The organism is Pseudomonas sp. LFS044, from assembly GCF_047978245.1.
Lineage (GTDB): Bacteria > Pseudomonadota > Gammaproteobacteria > Pseudomonadales > Pseudomonadaceae > Aquipseudomonas.
Map to the genome: position 1 here is coordinate 209,352 of NZ_JBFPFX010000005.1, position 21,263 is coordinate 230,614.

The 21,263-nt window shown below is 62.0% G+C and carries 23 protein-coding genes and 1 pseudogene; 13 read left to right on the forward strand and 11 right to left on the reverse strand.

Annotated features, from left to right (window positions below; translation table 11 throughout):
* Window positions 1-51: 51 nt before the first annotated feature.
* The 3 genes from ggt to ACNQPL_RS06320 all read right to left on the reverse strand — a co-directional run bounded on the left by ggt (window position 52) and on the right by ACNQPL_RS06320 (window position 3,384).
* Window positions 52-1,719 carry a gamma-glutamyltransferase gene (gene ggt, locus ACNQPL_RS06310; RefSeq protein ID WP_416466238.1) on the reverse strand — a complete coding sequence of 556 codons (1,668 nt, stop codon included), beginning with the start codon at window positions 1,717-1,719 and terminating at the stop codon, window positions 52-54.
* Between the two features lie 117 nt (window positions 1,720-1,836).
* Window positions 1,837-2,733, reverse strand: coding sequence for a LysR family transcriptional regulator (locus ACNQPL_RS06315; RefSeq protein ID WP_346613895.1), 897 nt, complete (start codon window positions 2,731-2,733; stop codon window positions 1,837-1,839).
* A 60-nt stretch (window positions 2,734-2,793) separates the two neighbouring features.
* The gene (locus tag ACNQPL_RS06320; protein ID WP_346613894.1) at window positions 2,794-3,384 is read right to left on the reverse strand and encodes an NAD(P)H-dependent oxidoreductase; all 591 of its coding nucleotides are present in this window, start codon (window positions 3,382-3,384) and stop codon (window positions 2,794-2,796) included.
* Window positions 3,385-3,549: 165 nt separating this feature from the next.
* Between ACNQPL_RS06320 and ACNQPL_RS06325 the strand changes: the two genes are divergently transcribed.
* A complete protein-coding gene (locus ACNQPL_RS06325; protein ID WP_416466239.1) occupies window positions 3,550-3,864 on the forward strand; it encodes a putative quinol monooxygenase in 315 nt (104 codons plus the stop codon).
* Here the strand turns inward: ACNQPL_RS06325 and ACNQPL_RS06330 are convergent.
* Window positions 3,854-4,618 (reverse strand): sulfite exporter TauE/SafE family protein, encoded by a 765-nt coding sequence (locus ACNQPL_RS06330; protein ID WP_416466240.1) that lies wholly within the window; start codon window positions 4,616-4,618, stop codon window positions 3,854-3,856. The two genes, ACNQPL_RS06325 and ACNQPL_RS06330, sit on opposite strands and share 11 nt — an antisense overlap.
* Window positions 4,619-4,696: 78 nt before the next feature.
* Between ACNQPL_RS06330 and ACNQPL_RS06335 the strand changes: the two genes are divergently transcribed.
* The 7 genes from ACNQPL_RS06335 (at window position 4,697) to ACNQPL_RS06365 (ending at window position 11,579) form a co-directional block, all read left to right on the forward strand.
* Window positions 4,697-5,602: a LysR family transcriptional regulator gene (locus ACNQPL_RS06335; RefSeq protein WP_416466241.1), complete on the forward strand. Its 906-nt coding sequence runs from the start codon at window positions 4,697-4,699 to the stop codon at window positions 5,600-5,602.
* Window positions 5,603-5,780: 178 nt separating this feature from the next.
* A complete protein-coding gene (locus ACNQPL_RS06340) occupies window positions 5,781-6,386 on the forward strand; it encodes a CDP-alcohol phosphatidyltransferase family protein (RefSeq protein WP_346613890.1) in 606 nt (201 codons plus the stop codon).
* Between the two features lie 30 nt (window positions 6,387-6,416).
* Window positions 6,417-8,174 carry a bifunctional alpha/beta hydrolase/class I SAM-dependent methyltransferase gene (locus tag ACNQPL_RS06345; RefSeq protein WP_416466242.1) on the forward strand — a complete coding sequence of 586 codons (1,758 nt, stop codon included), beginning with the start codon at window positions 6,417-6,419 and terminating at the stop codon, window positions 8,172-8,174.
* Window positions 8,171-9,583, forward strand: coding sequence for a phosphatase PAP2/dual specificity phosphatase family protein (locus tag ACNQPL_RS06350; RefSeq protein ID WP_416466243.1), 1,413 nt, complete (start codon window positions 8,171-8,173; stop codon window positions 9,581-9,583). Before ACNQPL_RS06345 ends, ACNQPL_RS06350 begins: the two co-directional genes overlap by 4 nt.
* Window positions 9,580-10,011 (forward strand): hypothetical protein, encoded by a 432-nt coding sequence (locus ACNQPL_RS06355; RefSeq protein WP_416466244.1) that lies wholly within the window; start codon window positions 9,580-9,582, stop codon window positions 10,009-10,011. The genes ACNQPL_RS06350 and ACNQPL_RS06355 overlap by 4 nt, the downstream gene beginning before the upstream one ends.
* A gap of 10 nt (window positions 10,012-10,021) precedes the next feature.
* Window positions 10,022-10,645: a lysophospholipid acyltransferase family protein gene (locus tag ACNQPL_RS06360; RefSeq protein WP_346613886.1), complete on the forward strand. Its 624-nt coding sequence runs from the start codon at window positions 10,022-10,024 to the stop codon at window positions 10,643-10,645.
* Between the two features lies 1 nt (window position 10,646).
* Window positions 10,647-11,579, forward strand: coding sequence for a phosphatidate cytidylyltransferase (locus ACNQPL_RS06365; RefSeq protein WP_346613885.1), 933 nt, complete (start codon window positions 10,647-10,649; stop codon window positions 11,577-11,579).
* A 96-nt stretch (window positions 11,580-11,675) separates the two neighbouring features.
* On the opposite strand, the gene ACNQPL_RS06370 is transcribed toward ACNQPL_RS06365, so the two are convergent.
* Together ACNQPL_RS06370 and ACNQPL_RS06375 are read right to left on the reverse strand one after the other, a co-directional pair.
* A complete protein-coding gene (locus ACNQPL_RS06370) occupies window positions 11,676-12,083 on the reverse strand; it encodes a type II toxin-antitoxin system HicB family antitoxin (RefSeq protein WP_346613884.1) in 408 nt (135 codons plus the stop codon).
* A pseudogene (locus tag ACNQPL_RS06375) lies at window positions 12,080-12,308 on the reverse strand (type II toxin-antitoxin system HicA family toxin). Before ACNQPL_RS06375 ends, ACNQPL_RS06370 begins: the two are co-directional and overlap by 4 nt.
* 281 nt (window positions 12,309-12,589) lie before the next feature.
* Here ACNQPL_RS06375 and ACNQPL_RS06380 point away from each other — a divergent pair.
* The 4 genes from ACNQPL_RS06380 to ACNQPL_RS06395 all read left to right on the forward strand — a co-directional run bounded on the left by ACNQPL_RS06380 (window position 12,590) and on the right by ACNQPL_RS06395 (window position 15,071).
* Complete coding sequence (locus ACNQPL_RS06380) at window positions 12,590-12,934, forward strand: cupin domain-containing protein (RefSeq protein ID WP_003258412.1); 345 nt, start codon at window positions 12,590-12,592, stop codon at window positions 12,932-12,934.
* Window positions 12,935-13,238: 304 nt separating this feature from the next.
* Window positions 13,239-13,727: an Hcp family type VI secretion system effector gene (locus tag ACNQPL_RS06385; protein WP_387532360.1), complete on the forward strand. Its 489-nt coding sequence runs from the start codon at window positions 13,239-13,241 to the stop codon at window positions 13,725-13,727.
* Between the two features lie 10 nt (window positions 13,728-13,737).
* Window positions 13,738-14,715 (forward strand): hypothetical protein, encoded by a 978-nt coding sequence (locus tag ACNQPL_RS06390; RefSeq protein ID WP_387532363.1) that lies wholly within the window; start codon window positions 13,738-13,740, stop codon window positions 14,713-14,715.
* Window positions 14,712-15,071, forward strand: a complete 360-nt coding sequence (locus tag ACNQPL_RS06395; protein ID WP_416466245.1) for a hypothetical protein — start codon at window positions 14,712-14,714, stop codon at window positions 15,069-15,071. The genes ACNQPL_RS06390 and ACNQPL_RS06395 overlap by 4 nt, the downstream gene beginning before the upstream one ends.
* Before the next feature lie 146 nt (window positions 15,072-15,217).
* On the opposite strand, the gene mmsB is transcribed toward ACNQPL_RS06395, so the two are convergent.
* Both mmsB and ACNQPL_RS06405 read right to left on the reverse strand, forming a co-directional pair.
* The gene (gene mmsB, locus ACNQPL_RS06400) at window positions 15,218-16,105 is read right to left on the reverse strand and encodes a 3-hydroxyisobutyrate dehydrogenase (RefSeq protein WP_346613881.1); all 888 of its coding nucleotides are present in this window, start codon (window positions 16,103-16,105) and stop codon (window positions 15,218-15,220) included.
* Window positions 16,106-16,115: 10 nt separating this feature from the next.
* Window positions 16,116-17,642 carry a CoA-acylating methylmalonate-semialdehyde dehydrogenase gene (locus ACNQPL_RS06405; protein ID WP_416466246.1) on the reverse strand — a complete coding sequence of 509 codons (1,527 nt, stop codon included), beginning with the start codon at window positions 17,640-17,642 and terminating at the stop codon, window positions 16,116-16,118.
* Between the two features lie 132 nt (window positions 17,643-17,774).
* Here ACNQPL_RS06405 and ACNQPL_RS06410 point away from each other — a divergent pair, with 132 nt between their 5' ends.
* A complete protein-coding gene (locus ACNQPL_RS06410; RefSeq protein WP_346613879.1) occupies window positions 17,775-18,725 on the forward strand; it encodes a LysR family transcriptional regulator in 951 nt (316 codons plus the stop codon).
* 170 nt (window positions 18,726-18,895) lie between these two features.
* Here ACNQPL_RS06410 and ACNQPL_RS06415 read toward each other — a convergent pair whose 3' ends face one another.
* The 3 genes from ACNQPL_RS06415 to ACNQPL_RS06425 are packed head-to-tail and all read right to left on the reverse strand — an operon-like array spanning window position 18,896 to window position 21,225.
* Window positions 18,896-19,387 (reverse strand): OmpA family protein, encoded by a 492-nt coding sequence (locus tag ACNQPL_RS06415; RefSeq protein ID WP_346613877.1) that lies wholly within the window; start codon window positions 19,385-19,387, stop codon window positions 18,896-18,898.
* A 3-nt stretch (window positions 19,388-19,390) separates the two neighbouring features.
* On the reverse strand, window positions 19,391-20,662 hold the full coding sequence (locus tag ACNQPL_RS06420) for a diguanylate cyclase domain-containing protein (protein ID WP_346613876.1): 1,272 nt from the start codon (window positions 20,660-20,662) through the stop codon (window positions 19,391-19,393).
* On the reverse strand, window positions 20,659-21,225 hold the full coding sequence (locus ACNQPL_RS06425) for a YfiR family protein (protein ID WP_346613875.1): 567 nt from the start codon (window positions 21,223-21,225) through the stop codon (window positions 20,659-20,661). The genes ACNQPL_RS06420 and ACNQPL_RS06425 overlap by 4 nt, the downstream gene beginning before the upstream one ends.
* Between the last annotated feature and the right edge of the window lie 38 nt (window positions 21,226-21,263).

Below are 21,263 nucleotides of genomic sequence, written 5' to 3' on the forward strand. Positions count from 1 at the left end.
AGATAGGCGCGGGACTTGTGGGAGCCGGCTTGCCGGCGATGGGGCCAACGCTTATTTGACGACCATCCCCACCCCGCGCCCACGCGGATCGGAAGCCGTCTCAAGCTTCGCCCCGTTCACCCGGATCGCCTGGATATCGCCCATCTCCCAGCCCTGATCCTCCAGCACATACCCCATCTTCTTCAGCCCATCGGCCACCGGCCCGGTCAGCGGCGCATAGCTGTCGAAATAAATGGTGTCCTTGGGCAGCAACTGATGGTGCACACGCTGCGCCGCCACTGCCTTCTCCAGCGGCATGCCGTAGTCATACAGGTTGTTCATCACCTGGAAGATCGAGGTGAAGATGCGCGAACCACCTGGTGTACCGAGCACTAGCTCGACCTTGCCATCGCGGGTCATCAGGCTCGGGCTCATGGATGACAGCATGCGCTTACCCGGTTCGATCGCATTGGCATCACCGCCCACGACACCAAAGGCGTTGGCCGCGCCCGGCTTGGCACTGAAGTCGTCCATCTCGTCGTTGAGCAGGAAGCCTGCGCCTTTCACCACCACGCCACTGCCGTAGTCGAGGTTGAGTGTGTAAGTGTTGCTGACCGCATTGCCCTGCTTGTCGACGATCGAGAAGTGCGTGGTCTGGTGCGGTTCCAGCCCCGGCTTGACGTCGTCGGTTGCAGAAATGGCCTTGGGGTTGACCTGCGCAGCACGCTTGGCCAGGTAGTCCTTGGCGACCAACTGGTCGACCGGCACTTTGGTGAAGGCTGGGTCGCCCAGGTAGTCGGCACGGTCGGCAAACACACGTTTCTCGATTTCGGCCAGCAGGTGGATGTACTGCGCCGAGTTGTGCGCCACGCCCTTGAAGTCCGCCGCGCGGTCTTCCTTGATGCCCAGCAACTGGGCCAGGGCAACGCCGCCGGAGCTGGGCGGCGGCGCGGTATAGACCACGTTGCCGCGCCAGCTCAGGGCCATCGGCTCACGCCACACGGCTTTGTAATCCTTGAGGTCTTCCTTGGTGATCAGGCCTTTGTCGGCCTGCATCTGGGCCACCAGCAGGTCGGCGGTCTTGCCCTGATAGAACTCACTCACGCCTTTGTCGGCAATGCGCTCGAGTGTCTGGGCCATCTCCGGCTGCTTGAACAGCTCACCGACTTTCATGTTGCCGAAGTAGTCGTTGAAGTTGGTCGCGGTCTTGAACAGGCCTTGGGCGTCGTTGCGGTACTGGTACTGTTTTTCTGCGATCTTGAAGCCATTTTTGGCATAACCGATGGCCGGGGTGAGCAGCTCGCTCCACGGCAGCTTGCCGAACCTATGGTGTGCTTCCCACAGGCCCATCACCGTACCGGGCACGCCGGCCGCACGCACACCCACCAGGCTCAGGTTCTCGACGACCTCGCCTTTGTCGTCCAGGTACATGTTGCGGGTCGCGGCCTTGGGCGCCACCTCGCGGTAGTCGAGGAAATAGGCTTTGCCGTCGACGAACAGGGTCATGAAACCACCGCCACCGATGTTGCCGGCCTCGGGGTACGTCACCGCCAGGGTGAAGGCTGTGGCCACTGCCGCATCCACTGCGTTACCACCCTTTTTCAGAATATCGGCGGCCACCTGTGCGCCATATTGATCGGGCGCGGCCACCGCGCCACCCTCCAGGGTTGCCGCGTAGACCGAGGAACTGCTCAGGATCGCGGCTGCTAGCGCGAGGTACTGGAACGGGACGATACGCATGACACTTCCTTGGTGTTGTTTTTGTTGATCAGTCAGTAAGGCCGAAGCGTGTCGACTGTGCAATCAAAGGTAGGAAGTTTCGCCGCCTATGGGCAGGATTTGTCGCGTTCAGGCAACTCAGCAGGCGTACATCGCCAACTTCTGCTGGATGAAATCGAGGAAGCATTGGATGCGCAAGGCCAGTTGCGTATTCCGGTAGTAAACGGCGTGGATCGGCTGGCGGTAACCGTTGTTGGCATCGCTCAACAGCACCTGCAGGCGGCCAGCGCGAATGTCTTCATGGGTCATGAAGTGCGACAGGCTGACAATTCCCTCCCCGGCCAGCGCCAGCTGGCGCAGGGTCTCGCCACTGGAGGCGATCAGCGCCGGGCGGATCTGCCAACGGTCGCCCTCGGCGTGGCGCAGCGGCCACAGGTTGAGCGACTCGGGCTGGCTGAAGCCCAGCAGGCAGTGGTTGTTCAGGTCTTCGACGTGCTGCGGCGTGCCGTGCTGTGCCAGGTAGGCCGGGCTGGCCAGCACCTGCACCGGGCTGCAGCCCAGCGAGCGGGCATGCAGGCTGGAGTCAGCCAGCTCACCGATGCGGATTGCCACGTCGGTGCTCTGTTCCAGCAGGTCGATGATCAGGTCGTCGGTGTTGAGTTCCAGCTCGATGCCAGGGTACTGGCGGCGAAACTCACCGATCCAGGGCAGGATGGCGTGCAGCATGAAAGGCGCCGCGGCGTTGATGCGCAGGCGCCCGGCGGCGTTCTGGCGGTTCATCGACAGGCGCTCTTCCATTTCGTCCATCTGCTCCAGCACCCGCCGTGACCGTTCCAGGAAAAACCGCCCCTCTTCAGTCAGGTCCATGCGCCGCGTGGTGCGGTTGACCAAGGTGGTGCCGAGCTTGGCCTCCAGGCGCGACAAGGTGCGGCTCACCGCCGACGGGGTCTGGCCCATCTGCTCGGCGGCAGCGGAGATCGAGCCGCAGTCGATCACGGCGACAAATACCTGGAGTTCTTCGGATCGGGTTTTCACGGCGGCGCCTGTGTCTGCTGGTCGCGGTGATAGATAGCCGCTTGAGGGCTGCAAGTCCAGTTATTCGGCCTTACCGAACACCTGGTCCAGGTGCGCTTCATAGGCTGCCAGTGCGGCTGGTACATCCGGGCGCTTCATCACATCGACTGCCAGGTAGGTCGGCAGGCCGGTCATGCCCAGGAACTGATTGGCCTTGTGGAACGGGAAGTACACCGCGTCCACACCTTTGCCCTCGAAGAAATCGCTCGGGTCATCAAAGGCCTGCTGCGGGGCGTTCCAGGTCAACGACAGCATGTACTGCTTACCCTGCACCAGGCCGCCGCTACCGTACTTCTGCGAGGCATCCGAGCGGGTACGACCGTCGTTGGCATAGAGGCTGCCGTGGCCGGCGGTGAAGACCTCGTCGATGTACTTCTTCACGGTCCACGGTGCACCCATCCACCAGCCCGGCATCTGGTAAATCACCACGTCGGCCCAGAGGAATTTTTCGACTTCGGCCTGCACGTCGTAGCCGCCATCGATGAAGGTTTGTTGCACGTCGAAGCCGGCGCGGTCGAGATGGGCCAGGGCAGCGTCGTGCAGGGTCTGGTTGAGGCGGCCGTCGGAGTGAGCGAACTGTTTACCGCCATTGAGCAGAAGGATCTTTTTCATGCTGGGCCTCGGTGGGCTGAGTCAAATTGGATGACCGGCAGATTAGAGGCTTGCTTGCGCGGGAAACAGCAGGGATGGATCAAAATACAATTGCCTTGAAGTCACGAATGCTCGATTCATTATTGCCTTAGAATCGTCTCATCGTTAATCACCGAGTAGCACATCATGACCGAGCAACACGCCTTCATCCTCAAGGCCAAGACCCGTCCGGAAATGGCCGACGCCTTCGAAACCTTGTTCCGTGCCTACGTAGAGCCGAGCCGTCGGGAGCCTGGCTGCATCGAGTACCACATGTTGCGCGACAAGGCCGACCCGAGCTTGTTCGTGTTCTTCGAGGTGTGGGCCGACAAAGCCGCGCTGGACGTGCATTCAGCCTTGCCACATATGGTCGAGTTCTTCGAAAAGCGCATGGATTACCTGGAGCGCGACTTCGATATCCAGGCCATCGAGATGCTCAGTGCTTCGTCCGCTAACCGTTGATCAGCAGATGGCCGCCCAGCACGGCCAGGCCGATGAAGAAGCAGCGTTTGAACAGCACCGGGCTGATGCGCTGACGCAACCACTGGCCCGCCAGCATGCCCAGCAGCGCAGGCGCCAGCATCAGCAGTGACGCACCCAGTGCCTGGCCACCCAGGGCATCCTGCCCGGCCAGGCCCAGGGCCAGGGCCACGGTCGAGACGGTGAACGACAGGCCCAGCGCCTGGATCATTTGCTCGCGGCTCAGGCCCAGGCTCTGCAAGTAGGGTACCGCTGGTATCACGAACACGCCCGTTGCGGCGGTCACGATGCCGGTCACCAGCCCACACAATGGCCCAAGCCACCCTTCCCTGCTTGGCGCCAGTCGCAGATCGGGCCCGAGCAGGCCGTACATCGCGTACACCAGCAACGCCGCGCCCAGCGCGTGCACCGCCCATGGGCCACTGTCGATGCCCAGCCAGGCGCTACCCAGCAGGGTGCCGATGAAGATCATCGCCAGCATCGGCCCGAGACGCCGCAGCAGCGCCAGCAGATGCCCGCCCGCCGCCAGTTGCCAGAGGTTGGTGAGCGTCGACGGGACGATCAGCAACGCGGCAGCCTGCGCAGGCGGCATAGCCAGGCCCAACAGGCCCATGGCAATGGTCGGCAGGCCGAGGCCTATCACCCCTTTCACCGCGCCAGCCAGCACGAAGGTGATGATGACCAGAACTGACAAGGCCGGGCCGATGTTTTGATAGAACGCGATCAAGGTATTCATGGCTGCCATCATGGCGTGAGACGGGTGGGCTGAAAATCTGCCATATACTCAGGGAGACTTTTGCCTGGACAGAGGCTAATGCATTTCGACCTGATTGATCTCACGCTTTTCCAGCACACCCTTGAGTGCGGCAACATCACTGCGGGGGCGCGCCGCAGCCATCTGTCACTGCCGGCGGCCAGTGCGCGTATCCGGGCCATGGAGGCTTCGCTCGGGACTGCACTGCTGCAACGCAACCGCCGTGGCGTGCAGCCGACGCCTGCTGGCCAGGCGTTGTTGCAACACGCCCGGCTGATCGGCCAGCAGGTCGAGCGCCTGCAATTCGACCTTGCCCAATACGCCCAGGGCCAGCAAGGCCAGGTGCGCCTGCTGTGCAATACGGCGGCGCTGACCGAATACTTGCCGGAACTGCTTGCCGGTTATCTGGCCAACAACCCCGGCGTGAGTGTCGATGTGCAGGAACTGCCGAGCCTGAGGATCGTGCAGTCGATCACCCAGGGCATGGCCGACCTGGGCATCATCTCCACTGCTGCACCCAGCGCGCACCTGCAGACCCTGCCGTTTCGCGATGATCCGCTGGTACTGGTCACCCCCCCGGGCCACCCGCTCAGCGCGGAGCCCGCACCGAGCTTTGTCGACAGCCTCGCCCATGGCCATGTCGGGCTGGGGGCGAACAGCGCGCTGGCGCTTTACCTGGAGGAGCAGGCCTTGCGCGAGGGCCTACGCATGCGCGTGCGGGTACGCGCAGAAGGTTTTGACGGGGTGATCCGCATGGTTGCAGGGGGCGCCGGTGTCGGCGTGGTGCCGCTGGCGGCAGTGAGGCGCTGGGAAGGCCTGTTACCGATGCATTGGGTGGCGCTGCGCGAGGGCTGGGCCAATCGCCGCTTGCTGCTGTGCGCGCGGGATTTTGCTGGGTTGCCGGGGTATGCCGCTGGGTTGGTCGAGCGTTTGCGGCCCACCCCAGGTGGTTTGATTGAACCGTGACTTTGTGGGTGCGGGTTTACCCCGATGCCGCCCCCCGCGAACCAGGGCGAAGCCATGGCCAGGCCCCGCCTCTAATGCTTCGCGGGCAAACCCGCTTCCACGGCGATCGTGGTGTTCTTGCGTTACGGGATATGTCCGCCTCACAATCCCACCGCCGCACCACGACAGGGAGTTCAACGTGCCATCGATCTATCAGCTCAAACCCCGCTTTCAGGCCTTGCTGCGCCCCGGCGTCGAACGCCTGCATGCCCGTGGCGTCACCGCCAACCAGGTCACTGTCAGCGCTGCGGTGGTCTCTGTTTTGCTGGGCCTGCTGCTGGCCTGGCTCAGCCACAGCACCTGGCTGTTCATCCTCATCCCGCTCTGGATGCTGCTGCGCATGGCGTTGAACGCCGTTGACGGCATGCTCGCCCGGGAATTCGGCCAGCAATCCACACTGGGTGCCTACCTGAACGAGCTGTGCGACGTGATCGCCGATGCCGCGCTGTACCTGCCGTTCGCCCTGCTAGCCGGGGTGTGGCCCAGCCTGGTGGTGCTGGTGGTGCTCAGCGCCACGTTCAGCGAATACGCGGGCGTGATGGGCCCGCTGGCCGGTGCATCGCGCCGCTACGACGGGCCGATGGGCAAGAGCGACCGGGCGTTCGCCTTCGGCGTGCTGGGCACAGGCGTGGCCTTCGGCCTGCTCGCTGCGCCATGGATCAACGGCCTGCTGCTGGTCATCCTCGCACTCTCGCTCTATACCCTCTACAACCGGGTTCGCCAGGGGTTGCTCGAGACCCGCTGAGCCCATCGCCGCCGGACAAGGACTTTCGCCATGCGCCAAGCGCAATCGCTGCACTTCTCCACCCATGACGGGGTCGAGCTGCACTACCGTTACTGGCCTGCCACGCGTAACCAGCACCAGCCTCGCCGGGCTGTGGTGATGTTCCACCGTGGCCATGAACATGGCGGGCGCATGGCCCACCTGCCAGACGAACTGGACATGCCGGGCTATGAGTTCTTCGCCTGGGATGCACGCGGCCACGGCAAGTCTCCGGGCGCCCGCGGCGACAGCCCGAGCTTTGCCACCAGCGTGCGCGATGTGCAGACGTTCATCGAACATATCCAGGCCCGGCACGGCATCGCCGAACAGGACCTGGTGGTGTTGGCGCAGAGTGTCGGCGCCGTGCTGATCGCCACCTGGGCCCATGACTACGCACCCAAGGTGCGCTGCCTGGTGCTCGCCTCGCCCGCCTTCAAGGTCAAGCTGTATGTGCCTTTCGCCCGCCCCGGCCTGAAGCTGCTAAAGGCCATGCGCGGCAACTTCTTCGTCAACAGCTACGTCAAACCGCGCCTGCTTACCCACGACCCGGAGCGGGTCATGTCGTATGTGTCCGACCCGCTGATCAGCCGGCCGATTTCGGTGACCATGCTGCTCGGCCTGTACGAGGCTGCCGAGCGGGTGGTGGCTGATGCGCAGGCCATTCAGGTGCCGACGCAGATGCTGGTTTCCGGGGCCGACCTGGTGGTCGAGCGCAAGCCGCAGGAGCGTTTTTACGAGCGCTTGGGCAGTGCCCGCAAAGAGCTTCACATCCTGCCCGGGTTTTTCCACGACACCCTCGGCGAGCGTGAACGGGGGCATGCTTTGAAGCGCATCGAACGCTTTGTCGAGCACTGTTTCGAAAGCCCCGCGCCGCTACCGTCGCTGCTCGATGCCGACCAAGTCGGCGCCAGCTGTGCCGAGGCCGAAAGCCTGGCGGCGCCCTTGCCGCGCAACTCGCCACGCGACCTTTACTGGCGTGCCACCCGCGCCGGGCTGCGCCTGGGCAAAGGGCTCGCCGACGGGGTGAAGCTGGGCTTCGACACCGGTTTTGATTCTGGCAGCACCCTGGACTACGTCTACCGCAACCAACCGACGGGCAAGGGCAAGCTGGGCCGGATGATCGACCAGCACTACCTCGGCGCCATCGGGTGGCGCGGCATCCGCCAGCGCAAGCTGCACGTTGAAGAGCTGCTGCGCATCGCGATCGCTCGGCTGCGGGAACAGCAGCGGCCGGTACATATCACCGATATTGCCGCAGGCCACGGCCGCTACATTCTCGAAGCCTTGCAAGCGCTGGAACAACTGCCGGAATCCATCCTGCTGCGCGACTACAGCGAGCTGAATGTGCAGCAAGGCAGCGCGCTGATCGCCGAAAAAGGCCTGGCCGACATCGCCCGCTTCGTTCAAGGCGATGCCTTCGATCGCGAAAGCCTGGCTGCGCTCGAGCCGCGCCCTGCCCTCGCCGTGGTGTCCGGCCTGTATGAACTGTTCCCCAGCAATACGTTGGTTAGCCACTCGCTGGCAGGCCTGGCCGAGGCTGTCGAGGATGGCGGCTACCTGGTCTACACCGGCCAGCCTTGGCACCCGCAACTGGAGATGATCGCCCGCGCCCTCACCAGCCACCGGGGCGGTGAGGCGTGGGTCATGCGCCGGCGCAGCCAGGCCGAGATGGACCAGCTGGTCGAGGCGGCGGGCTTTCGCAAGCTTGCCCAGCGCATCGATGAGTGGGGCATTTTCAGCGTCAGCCTGGCGCAACGAGTGCGGGAATGAACCCACCCCGTGAGCCGGGCCTGATCCGCCGGGGCGTGCTCTGGTTGTTGATGCTGGGCCCGTTCTTCTTTCTTAGCTATGGCCTGGTGAACAACTACACCGCTGGCCGCGATGACATCGGCAGCCTGGTGTTCGGCTGGGAACAGCACATGCCGCTGTGGCCCTGGACCATCATTCCTTACTGGTCGATCGACCTGCTGTACGGGCTGTCCTTCCTGCTGCCACGCACCCGTCAGGAAATGGACCGGCATGCCCTGGCGCTGTTGACCGCGCAACTGATCAGCGTGGGCTGTTTCCTGCTCTGGCCGCTGCGTTTCACTTTCGAGCGGCCAGGGCTGGATGGCGTGTTCGGCTGGTTGTTCGATGTGCTGATGGGGTTCGACAAACCCTATAACCAGGCACCGTCGCTGCATATCGCGTTGCTGGTGATCATCTGGACGATGTTTGCCCGGCACATTCACCGGCAACCCTGGCGATGGGTGATGCATGGCTGGATGGCGTTGATCGGTATCTCGGTGCTGACGACCTGGCAGCACCATTTCATCGATTTGCCTGCCGGGGCGTTGGCGGGGTTTGTGTGTGTCTGGCTGTGGCCGCGTGAAGGCCTGCTGCCTTTGCAGGGTGCGCGCCTGGCGCGCGTTGCCAAGCGTTGGCGGCTGGCAGCCTGGTATGGGCTGGGGGCAGGTTTGTGCGCGGTGTTGGCGGGCGGGCTCGGCGGCGCGTGGTTGTGGCTGGCATGGCCTGCGGTGTCTTTGTTCATGGTCGCGCTTAACTATGGTGTGCTCGGTGCGGGTGGGTTTCAGAAAGGTAGCGACGGGCGGCTTTCGAATGCCGCCTGCTGGCTATTGGCGCCTTACCTGGTCGCGGCCTGGATCAACTCCAGATGCTGGACCTGGCGGCACCCACAGCCGGATGAAGTATGTGACGGGGTGTTCCTCGGGCGCATACCGGGGCGCGGCGAGCGCGCGCCCTTTGCTGCCATCGTCGACCTCTGCGCCGAACTGCCCTTTATTGCCTGTACCACCGCCATCGCCGGCAAGCCGGCTCCCACAGGTACTGCGCGAACCTTGGAGCCTGTGGCGATCCCTGTGGGAGCCGGCTTGCCGGCGATGAGGCCAGCGCAGTCAGCCTACCGATCATTGCCAACCCTGGATCTGATAGCCGCCGATGCCCAGCTGCTGCAACAAGCCGCCGACGCCATCGAGCACCTGCGCACTCAAGGGCCCCTGCTGGTCTGCTGCGCGCTGGGGTATTCGCGCAGCGCCAGCGCAGTGGCCGCCTGGCTGTTGCTCAGCGGCCGCTGCAGCGATGCAGCCCAGGCCGAGGCGCTGATCCGCCAGGCGCGCCCCGGCATCGTCCTGCACCCGGCGCATCGCCAGGTGCTGAAGCAGTTGGGAGCCTACCCATGAACCTGCACCTGGTCGCCAGCCTGCTCGGCCGTGGCGCGCAACTGGAGCGCCTGTCGGATGGCATCACTCTGCTCGCCCTGGCCTACGGCCTGGCACCTTTACTCGGTATGCCACTGCAGCCGCTGGCCAGCGTGCTATGCGTTGTTTTGCTGGTACTCGGCCTGCTGCACAAGTACTGGGCGATCCGCGTGGCACTGGATGCAGAGCTGTTTGCCAAGCTGAGCGCCAGCACTGACCTGCCTACGGATACCCAGGCCCTGGACCGGGCCCTGATCGACCTGCGGCTCAAGCCGCAAGCCGTCGACGCCCGCGACTGGCCCAGCCGCTGTCAGGCCGCGCTGGCCCTGTTACGCCGCCAGGCCGCGTGCCTGGCCCTGCAACTGATACTGACCTTGACTACCCTGCTCACACTCCCCTTCACCGGATAACCACCGCGCCATGCTCGCCGCCCTGACCGCCTTCGTCATTACCTCCGCCGCCCGCCTGATCACCGGCGCCCGCGCCCTTTGGCTCGGCTGCACACCGCTGCCGGTGCAACGCCTGTACTTCGCCAACCACAGCAGCCACGGCGACTTCGTGCTGCTCTGGGCCTCGCTGCCAGCGCCTCTGCGTGAACGCACACGTCCCGTGGCCGGCGCCGACTACTGGGCCAAGCCTGGCATTCGTGATTTCCTGATCCGCAAAGTGTTCAACGGCGTGCTGATCGACCGCCAGCGCAGCGAAGGCCAGGGCAGCCCACTGCAGCCGATCCTGGAAGCGGTGGCCCAGGGTGATTCGCTGATCTTCTTCCCTGAGGGCACGCGCAACCTCAGTGACGAGCCGCTGATGCCATTCAGAAGCGGCCTGTACCACCTGGCGATGGCCAACCCCGAGGTTGAGCTGGTGCCGGTGTGGATCGCCAACCTCAACCGGGTCATGCCCAAGGGCCGCGCGCTGCCCTTGCCGTTGCTGTGCACGCTGAGCTTCGGCGAACCTATTCACCTGCATGCGGATGAGAGCAAGCAGGCGTTTCTCGAGCGGGCCAGCCAGGCCCTGCTGAACCTGGCCCCTAAGGAAGCCTGACATGGACGACAACACCCTTTCGCTATTTGCCGGCATCGGCGCCCTGCTGCTGCTCGCCAGCGTGATCGGCCGCCTGCTCAAGTGGCGCGCCGGCCCGGCGCCGCACGCGGTGATCGACAACCTCAACGCCCGCATCAATGCCTGGTGGGTGATGGTGCTGGTGATCGGCATCGCCTTCGTGTTCGGCAAATACGGCGTGATCGTGCTGTTCTACGGCGTTTCGTTCTACGCCCTGCGCGAATTCATGACGCTCACCCCGACCCGGCGCAGCGATTACCCGGCATTGGTGGCAGCGTTCTACGTGGCGCTGCCGGTGCAATACCTGCTGATCGCCATGGATTGGTATGGGCTGTTCAGCATCTTCATCCCGGTCTACCTGTTCCTGCTGCTGCCGATCCTGGCCAGCTTCGGCGGCGATACCACGCGGTTTCTCGAACGCGCCTCGAAGGTGCAGTGGGGGCTGATGATCGCGGTGTACTGCGTGTCGGCAGTGCCCGCGCTGTTGACCCTGGATATCCCCGGCTACGAAGGCCGCAACCTGCTGCTGATCGCCTGGCTGATCCTGGTGGTGCAGATCAGCGACGTGCTGCAGTACGTATGCGGCAAGCTGTTTGGCAAACGCAAGGTGGCACCCAACCTGTCACCCTCGAAAACCCTGGAAGGCCTGCTCGGCGGCGTGGCACTGGCCACGCTAGTGGGCGCCCTGCTGTGCTGGATCACCCCGTTCAGCTTCTGGCAGGCGGCCCTGATGGCGCTGACTGTGAACGTGATGGGCTTCTTCGGCGGTTTGGTGATGTCGGCGATCAAGCGCGACCGGGGTGTCAAGGATTGGGGGCACATGATCGAGGGGCACGGCGGCATGCTCGACCGGATGGACTCGGTGTGCTTCGCGGCGCCGGTGTTCTTCCACTTTGTGCGGTATTGGTGGGCTTGAGTGATGAGGGTGCCAGTGCGGGCCTCTTCGCGGGCAAGCCCGCTCCCATGGAAGTTTGCGCTGTACCTGTGGGAACGGGTTTACCCGCGATGAGCTTCAGTGGCCGAGGGCCAGCTCCCGCAACGCGGCTGAAGCCAGGAATCCAGACCGCGATGCGTACCGATGATCGCGCTTTACCTTCTCATCGATCCTCTGCAGCAGATTTTCCGGCAGCGTTGCGTTGAAGCGTACCGCCTTGCCCAAATACGGTGTTACATCGAAATCCACTACAGCCCAAACGCCACCTTGGTAATCGGGGTTGGTCACGTGAACATCGACCTCCTGCGCCTGCGGTAACGCCTCGTTATCAGCGACCAAGCCTTCAAAATGCAGGGCCAAAGCCTCCTGAACATTTTCCAACGCTTGAGACACGCTCGCCCCTGCGGAAAAGCAGCCGGGGACATCAGGAACGGTCACCCCGTAATCCGAGTCGGCGTCCTTATGCAATACGACGGGAAATTTCATTGCGCGTCTCCACTGAATTTCGAGCGGTTGAAGCTATCAGGGTGCATCAACCCAGCTTGCTTCAGGATGCTATGTACTGTGCCCTTGGGCAGATCACTTTTAGGATGGGGAACCCGTCACCCTTCCCCTTTTGATTGGGTGCCTGAACTGGTGATGGCTGCCCTTCACCTCTACTTTGTACCACCCGTCTGCCTCAATGAGCTGAATTACATCACGACTGCGCATTCATTCTTCCTTCGACAGTCGATGTGTATGATACACATCAAACGGACCAGAATGAAGCGCAGTACACACTACACACACCTGGCGCGACCAGCGGACGAGTCGGGCGCGCAAGTAGGTATCAACCTATTGTCATGTAGGATTTTGTCACCGCCTGCTTATGGAGGGTTAATCACGTCCGCGCATAGCGCAGCCAGGCACCTGGACGTCGAGCGCAGGCAACTGGGGCTCGGCCAATGGCCCTATGGTGTCGAGTCATTCAGCCAGTCACCAGGAGTTGTGCCATGTCCGATTTCATTACCGTCCTGCGCGAAACCTGCCCGACGCCGGTCGTGGACGCCACCAAGTGGAAGCGCATCGGCGGCGATCCGCACACCGTCAACCTCAACGCCTACCTGTCGGCCGATGGCAGCAAGATCATGGGTACCTGGATCTGCACCCCGGGCAAGTTCGAGGTCAATTACGAGAAGTGGGAGTTCTGCCACTTCCTCGACGGCTACTGCATCATCACCCCGGAAGGTGAAGAGCCGAAGCACCTGAAGGCGGGTGATGTGTTCGTGATCGAACCGGGGATGAAAGGGACCTGGGAAGTGGTCGAGACTGTGCGTAAGTACTTTGTCTTTGCCTGATCAGTAAGCAGCCCCCACTATGCCCCTGTTTGATTTGCGACGTTTCCTACAGGGGCATAAGTGTTTCTGAACATGCCGTTTACATTAACCACCAGCCCCGCAATTTGTCATTAAACCGCTGGAATACTGTCACATCTTTTGACATTTCCACGCAAGTTATCCCCTGAACTGTAGTACTTTTCTGAATTCCCCGTCTTTGCCACTGAAGGCATTGCCCTCGCCCCATGACAGTCTTAAGCTCCTGAAGCCGGCTTTTCGCCGGGCAGCATTACCCACTCAAATCACTTGCCAGGGAGCGGTAGGCATGGCTTTCGACGCTTATATTCATATCGACAACATTCCAGGTGAAGCACTGGATGAAAAGCACAACAAATGGATTGAAATACTCGGCTATGACTTTGGCATCAGCCAAAGCACATCCGCCACTGCAAGTTCCGCAGGCGGCGCAACTTCCGGGCGCACTTCAGTGACCAACTTCACATTCACCAAAAGCCTCGACAGCGCTAGTTGCAAACTGATGGAAGCCAGCTGCACCGGCCAGCATCTCAAGGAAGTGAAGCTGGCGCTCTGCCGTGCCGGTGGCGACAAATTGAAATACTACGAAATCATTCTCGAAGAAGTGATCATTGCCGAATACTCGCAGGGCGTCGACACGGGTATTCCTCTGGAAGTAGTGCAACTCAATTACGGTAGAATAAAAACCACTTATACCCAACAGCGCCGCGTTGATGGTAGCGGCGGCGGCAATATTGCCGGTGGCTGGGACCGTATCGGCAATAAGAAATACGCGTGAGGGCATGGTCATGTCTGAGGCGCGGGCGTTTCTGAATCTCAAGCTGCAAAACTATCACCGGCTTAAAGCTGACCTGGCGCTCAGCGGTCATTCACTGGAAAAATTTGATGTACTTAATGCCCACGTCGCCAACACAGTGGTCAGAAAAGGCGAGTTGATCATTATCGGCGACTCCACAACGGCCTCATGTACCAGTCAGGAAGCCTGGATGATGGCGCAAGCAGCCAAGGTGCACGTAGGGCTGCTGCACAATGGTCAGGGTGTGGATAACTTTTTCCTGGATAACTTCGAGACACTGAAAAGCCTGATCGCGCATGCGTCCATGGGCGCGGGAGTGGTCAGTGAAGGGTGGAGCAAGCACCTGAGGGCCATCGAGGCCACATTGATGGAAATCGAAAAGTTGCATCAACAGCATCTCGGATCAGGGACCATGGTCGCTCGCGATCAGTTCTATGCCAAGCGTGCCGCCTTGTTCATGAAGTTGGATGAGCAGTTGAACAAGCTGGCTGCTTACGGCTCGGGGCTGAAAAATAGAACCTCCATCAAAAGGACGCTGGGGATATCCACCAAGCGTTTTTTGCACACGGGCGAGATAGCAGGGTATGCAAATAAAGTCGCCGGTGTAGCCAAGGCAGCCAGTTTGATAAAGCAAGGTGCCTACGTTGGAGTAGCGCTTGAAGTCGCAGGAACAGGACTTGAAATCCACAAGGCTTGTACGCTCGGCCGTGAAGCCGATTGCGAGAGAGCGAAGTATGTTGGAGGAGGTTCACTGATGGGAGGGCTGGCGGGCGGAAGTGCTGGTGGATATGTGGCTGGGACAGTTCTAGCACCTGCAATATGTGCCGCGATCGGTTTGTCAACGGCAGGTACGGGTGGGCTGATTTGCGCAGTAGTGATTGGTGGTGCTGGAGCAACCATTGGCGGCAAAATTGGAGAAGAGCAAGGTGAATTCTACGGTGAGCTTCTGTATCGGGAGTTTTCAAAGTGAATATTTTTGATAAAGGGTTAATCCCGGCAGTCATCATCAACCTGATCATCATCACAATGACAGCACAGTGTTTTATCGCCGCCCGGCGGACCGAGCATTTTGAGTCACTATTCCCTAACAGCCAGTACATCAAAAAAAATAGAGCGACTTACAAGCGAGCCGGGCTGATCGGGAAACTGATGCGCACAGGAACAATTTCAACAGTACTCGCACTCCCATCAATTTTCACGCATAGAAATCTTGTAGAGCAACAAGAAATTGATTCATTCCCCAAGAAAACCAAGATTCTACTAGTGACACTATGGGCCCTACATATAACTCTCTTCTCATCCCTTGTAGTAACTCACTACCTGTAATTTCACCCTTTAACGTGCAGCTCATTGCAAATATAAATCATTTTCCGGAGCAGAAAGAAAAAACACCGCAGTACGGGCCTCCTCCCCTCTGGTGCGCAGTTACAGAGGGAAAGCTGCCCGGCCCGCGATGAAGCCCACCTTGCTCGTCAATCCTTCTTGCGGTACCCCTCGACGATCGCCGAGAAATCTTTGCCACCCTCGCCGCGCAGGCTCATCGCCTGATACAGCTGCTGGGCCACGGCCCCGAGAATCACTGGCTGATGCGCCTGGCGCGCAGCCTCGGTGGCCAGCCCCAGATCCTTGAGCATCAGCTCGGCGCCAAAGCCGCCGGTGTAGCCACGTGAAGCAGGCGCGGTTTCGATGATGCCCGGCCAAGGATTGTAGGTATCGGAACTCCAGCAACGGCCGGTGGAGCTGTTGATGATGCCGGCCAGTACCTTGGTGTCGATGCCGAGCGCGTTGCCCAGCGCCATGGCTTCGGATACGCCGATCATCGAGATGCCCAACAGCAGGTTGTTGCAGATTTTGGCGATCTGCCCGGTGCCAACCTCACCGCAGTGCACGATATTGCGGCCCATCTGCTCCAGTACCGGCTTGAGCGTGGCAAACAGCTCGGTGCTAGCACCGACCATGAACGTCAGGGTGCCGGCTGCCGCACCGCCGGTACCACCGGAAACAGGCGCATCGCCCATGTCCACGCCTTTGCCGGCAGCGGCCTTGGAGACCTCGCGAGCGGTCTGCGGGTCGATGGTGCTGCAGTCCACGGTCGGCGTGCCCGGGCGCACGCCCGCCAGCACACCGTCTTCGTTCAGATAGACGCTGCGCACATGGGCTGCGGCCGGCAACATGGTGATCACCAGCTCGCTGTCGGCTGCCGCTTGCTTGGGCGAAGCGCTGACTTGCCCGCCCAGTTCGGCGAGCTCGGCCAGTACGGTCTTGTTCAGGTCGAACAGGTTCAGCTGGTGCCCGGCCTTGATCAGGTTGCGGGCCATGGGCGCGCCCATGTTGCCCAGGCCGATGAATGCGATACGCATGGCGTTCTCCTTAGCGCAGGCTGATGGTGGTGTTCACACCGTCATTGACGCTGTCGTCATCGAACCAGCGGGCGGTGACGGTCTTGGTCTGAGTGTAGAATTGCACCACCTGCTTGCCGTAAGGGCCGAGGTCGCCGAGCTTGGAACCACGCGAACCTGTGAAGCTGAAATACGGCACCGGTACCGGGATCGGGATGTTGATACCCACCTGGCCGATGTCGATTTCGCTTTGGAACTTGCGCGCCGCCGCGCCGCTCTGGGTGAACAGGCCGGTGCCGTTGCCGAACGGGTTGGCGTTGACCAGGGCGATGGCCTCGTCGAGGGTGTCGACTTCCAGGGTTACCAGTACCGGGCCGAAGATTTCCTGGGTGTAGACCTGCATATCGGTTTTCACACCGGAGAACAGGGTCGGGCCGACGAAGTTGCCTTGCTCGTACCCCGGCACCTTTACATCACGGCCATCCAGTTCAAGCTTGGCGCCTTCCTTGATACCGCTTTCGATCAGCCCTAGCACACGCTCCTTGGCACGCTTGGAAACCACCGGGCCTACATCGGTGCCTGGTTCGCTACCGGCATTGACCTTGAGCTTGCTTGCCGCCTCCTTGATATCCGGCAGCCACTCACGCGCCTTGCCCACCAACACCGCCACCGAAGTAGCCATGCAACGCTGCCCAGCGGCGCCAAAAGCCGCGCCGACCAGGGCGTTGACGGTCTGGGTGCGGTTGGCGTCGGGCAGCACCACAGCGTGGTTCTTCGCGCCCATCATCGACTGCACGCGCTTGCCGTGCTGGCTGCCCAGGTTGTACACGTGGGTGCCGACTTCGGTGGAGCCGACGAACGAAATCGCCTTGATGTCCTTATGCGTGCAGATGGCGTCCACCACCTGCTTGCCGCCGTGCACCACGTTCAGCACGCCCGCCGGCACACCGGCCTCCAGCGCCAGCTCGACCAGCATCATGGTCGACAGCGGGTCCTGTTCGGATGGCTTGAGCACAAAGGTATTGCCGCAGACGATGGCCATCGGGAACATCCACAGCGGGATCATCGCCGGGAAGTTGAACGGGGTGATACCGGCGCACACGCCGATGGGCTGGCGCAGGGTATAGGTGTCGACGCCACCGGCAACGTTTTCGGCGAATTCGCCCATCTGCAGGGTGCCGATGGACGCGGCGTGCTCGACCACTTCCAGGCCGCGGAAGATATCGCCCTCGGCATCGGCGATGGTCTTGCCCTGCTCGGCGCTGAGGGTCACGGCGATACGCTTGCTGTGTTCACGGATCAGCGCCTGCAGCTTGAGCATGATGCGCATGCGCGCGCCGATCGGGGTATCGCGCCAGGTCTTGAAGGCGCGCTCGGCGGCGGCCACTGCCGCGTCCACTTCTTCAACCGTGGCGAACGGTACCCGCGCCAGCACCTGCTGGGTGGCCGGGTTGACGATGTCGCGCCATTCGGTGGTTTTCGACTCGACCCACTGGCCATCAATCAGCAGCTTGACCTGCTCGACCTTGGCCTGGCCGGGGGATTGGGGTGCGTTCATCTGCGTTCTCCTTGGAATTATTGTCAGGACGAGATCGCCAGCGCCGTGCAAACGCGAGGTGGCGTCAGGGGGCTTTTTTCGAGTATAGATGTGCAAACATCCAACAAGAACGCACAAAAAAACCGGATCAACATGCAAAAAGACCTGACCTCACTCAGTTCGCTGAACTGGGACGATTTGAAGTTCTTCCTCGAAGTGGCGCGCACCCGCAAGGCCAGCAGCGCGGCCAAACGCCTGAGCGTCGACTACACCACGGTGTCGCGGCGCATCACTTCGCTGGAGGGTGCGCTGGGCACCTTGCTGTTTGAAAAGTCGCGAACCAATGGCTTTGTGCTGACTGCCGAGGGCCAGCGATTGCTGGGCTACGCCGAGTCGATCGAAAGCACCCTGCACATGGCCTGTGAGCAGGTGTCCGGCTCAGGCGTGGCGCTGTCGGGGCATGTGCGCATGGGCTGCACCGAAGGCTTCGGCAGCTTCTTCGTTACCCCGCAGCTGAGCCACTTCGTCAATGCCTACCCGGCGATTTCGGTGGATATCCTGCCGCTGCCGCACTTCATCAGCTTGTCCAAGCGCGAAGCGGATATCGTCATCGCCCTGGAGCGGCCCGAGCATGGCCCCTATGTGTGCTGCAAACTGTGCGACTACCGGTTGCGGCTTTACGCGACGCAGGATTACCTCGACAACCACGCACCGATCCGCCAGGTAAGCGACCTGGCGGGCCATCCGTTCATCAGCTATGTGGATGACCTGGCGTTCAGCTCCGAGCTGCTTTACTTGGCCAACCTGATTCCCAATGCCAGTGCGCACCTGCGCAGCACCAGTGTGATTGCCCAATTCACGGCAGCGCTGCAGGGGCGCGGGCTGGCGATATTGCCGTGCTTTCTTGCAGCGCAGGACCCACGGTTGGTGACGGTGTTGCCTGCAGAAATCGAGGTGACCCGGCAATTCTGGATGTACTGCCGGGAGGATTTGCGCAAGTTGAAGCGGATCACCCTGCTGTGGGATTACATCCGTGGGGTGACCGAGGCGAATGCGCCTTTGTTGATGGGGGAAACCCGCGAGATGCGCTTTGCCCAGGCGTAAAGGGGCTGCTCTGCAGCCCATCGCCGGCAAGCCGGCTCCCACAAGGAAATCACAGGCCTTGAAGGCCGGCCATACCTGGACTGCCCCCTAGGGTTGGATTGGTATCCAACTTCTTGGGGGCAGTCCAACCTGTGGGAGCCGGCTTGCCGACGATGACTGCAACGCGGGCCTTAGTAAGACGCCACCACAATCGACACCCGCCGATTTTCGGTGCGGCCGGAGCTTGTGCGGTTATCCGCCACCGGCTCGGTGCTGCCCAAACCGCGTGTGCGGATGTTCTGCGCAGGCATGCCGATGCCGATCAGTGCCTGGGCCACGCTCTGCGCCCGGCGCTCGGACAGCTGTTGGTTGTAGGCCGCCTTGCCCGAGGCATCGGCATGCCCATCGACCCGCACCCCCTCGATGCCCACGCCCAGCAACGCCTTGCCGATACGCTCGACAATCGCCTGGCTCGGGCCATTGAGGCTGTCCAGGTCACTGCCGAAAAGTACTTTACCCGACAGATCGAACGCCCAGCCCTCATCCGTGGGTGCAAAGCCTTCGCGCTTGAGCACGGCGATCTGTTCAGGCGTCAGGCCTGCCTGGGGCGTACTCTGGCAGCCGGTCAGCGCCAGCAAAGCCAACACCACGGCGACGAAGGGGAAACGCAAACGCTGTATCACGGTTCAGCTCCTGTTCTTGATTTCGGCGGCGGACCGTTCCGTCTGCGCCGCTTGCCACTGGCCACGGCGCGTGCGCTTGGCCTGGTACATCGCCGCGTCAGCGGCATTGAGGAGGCTGGCGGAATCGTCGCCATCATCCGGGTAATAGGCAATGCCGACACTCAGCGAGGTGTTGATGCTGCCACCACTGTCCAGTTGCATCGGCAGTTGCATGCTGGCGATGATCTTCTCGGCGATGCGCTGGGCATCTTCGCGCGACTGCAGCGGGGTCAGCAGGATGGCGAATTCATCGCCGCCCAGGCGCGCCACCAGGTCATGCTCGCGCAGCTGCGCGCGCACACGGTCGGCAACGTTGATCAGTACTTCATCACCCACGGCGTGGCCGAGGCTGTCGTTGATCTGCTTGAAGTGGTCGCTGTCGAGGAACAGCAAGGCCATGTGGTCCTGCTGGCGCGCAGCGTTGCGCAGGCAGCGGCTGAGGCGGCCTTCGAAGAAGGCGCGGTTGGGCAGGCCGGTCAGGCTGTCGTGGCTGGCCTGGTGGGCCAAGGTGGCATTCTCGTTCTGCAGGTGGCTGTGCCAGACCTCCAGTTCGTCCAGCAAGGCGTTGAAGTCGTTGCCCAGTTCGTTGAGTTCTGCAATCGGCGCTTCCGGCACACGCCGGTCGAAGCTACGCTCGCGCCGTGCCGCGTGGGCGACGCTGGCCAGTGCGCGCAGCGGGCGGACGATATCGCCAAGCAGGCGCCGCGACAGGTGCAGGGCAACAAAGGCACTGAGGAGGGTACAGAACAGAATGCCGCCAAGGCCGCCGAGCATGAACAGCAACAGGCTGCGGCCTTGGCCGATCAGCTCGATATGCCCAACCCTCTGCTGCTTGTGCAGAATCGGCAGGTTGATTGGCTCGCCCAGCAAGGCCGTTGCCACGCGGGTTTCCAGGTGCCCAAGCAGGCCGTCAACGTTGCGCTGCCAGTGCGCCAACTGCTCACCGTCGTTGTTGAACACCTTGGCATCGGCCACTTCCTCGGTGCTGGCAATCAGCTCCAGGGCCTCGTTGGCAGCGACGCTGTCGTCGAACACCACGGCGGCTTCGACGGTGTAATTGATCGAGCGGGCAATCAGGTGCAAGTTGTGGTTGGCGTAAACGCGCAGGGCGAGCACGCCCAGCAGCGTCAGCGATATGCCCACCAGGCCAACGGCCAACAGGGCCACGCTGAGGTGACCGCGGCCAAGCACCGAACGCAGGGTCGGGCGAGCCCGTTTCTTGTTAGTGGCCTTCATGGTTGCACCGCCCGGCGCCGTGACAACTGCAGCACACTGGGGTGGATACGCACGCCGGAGCGTGCCACGGAATCGAGGTTGACCTCGAAGGCTACCTGTTGATCGCTGACCCGCAGGCAGAACAGGCTGCCGACCGTACACGGGTCGTCCGCCTCGCTGATACTCAATACCGGGTGGCCGCTGACCGCCTGGAACAAGCGATCGCGCTCAGCGTGATCGAGCTTGCCGATGTAGATGGCATCGCAGGCCTGGGCCAGCCCGCGGTCATCGGCGAGCAAACGGCGCACCTGCAGCGGTTGCCCGGAGTTCTGCAGGTTGCCTTTGATCAGGTCATCGGCGTATTCGGTGGGCCCGATCAGGCACAGGCGCAGCGGCACCGGCTCGGTCGGCCAACGCGCATAGCTGAGAATACCCAGCACCACCTGGGTCACGGCCCTGGCCCGCTGCTGGGCTTGTACCGCAGTGGCTGCAGCGTCTGCGCGGGCAGGGCCGGCCGATAGCATCAGGGCAGCCAGCAACAGCGAAAGCAAAGAGCCCGTCACTCGTCCACCGGCCACTGTCATGTGGGAAGTCTCTCAAGTCCCTTCGGATATGGGCGCAA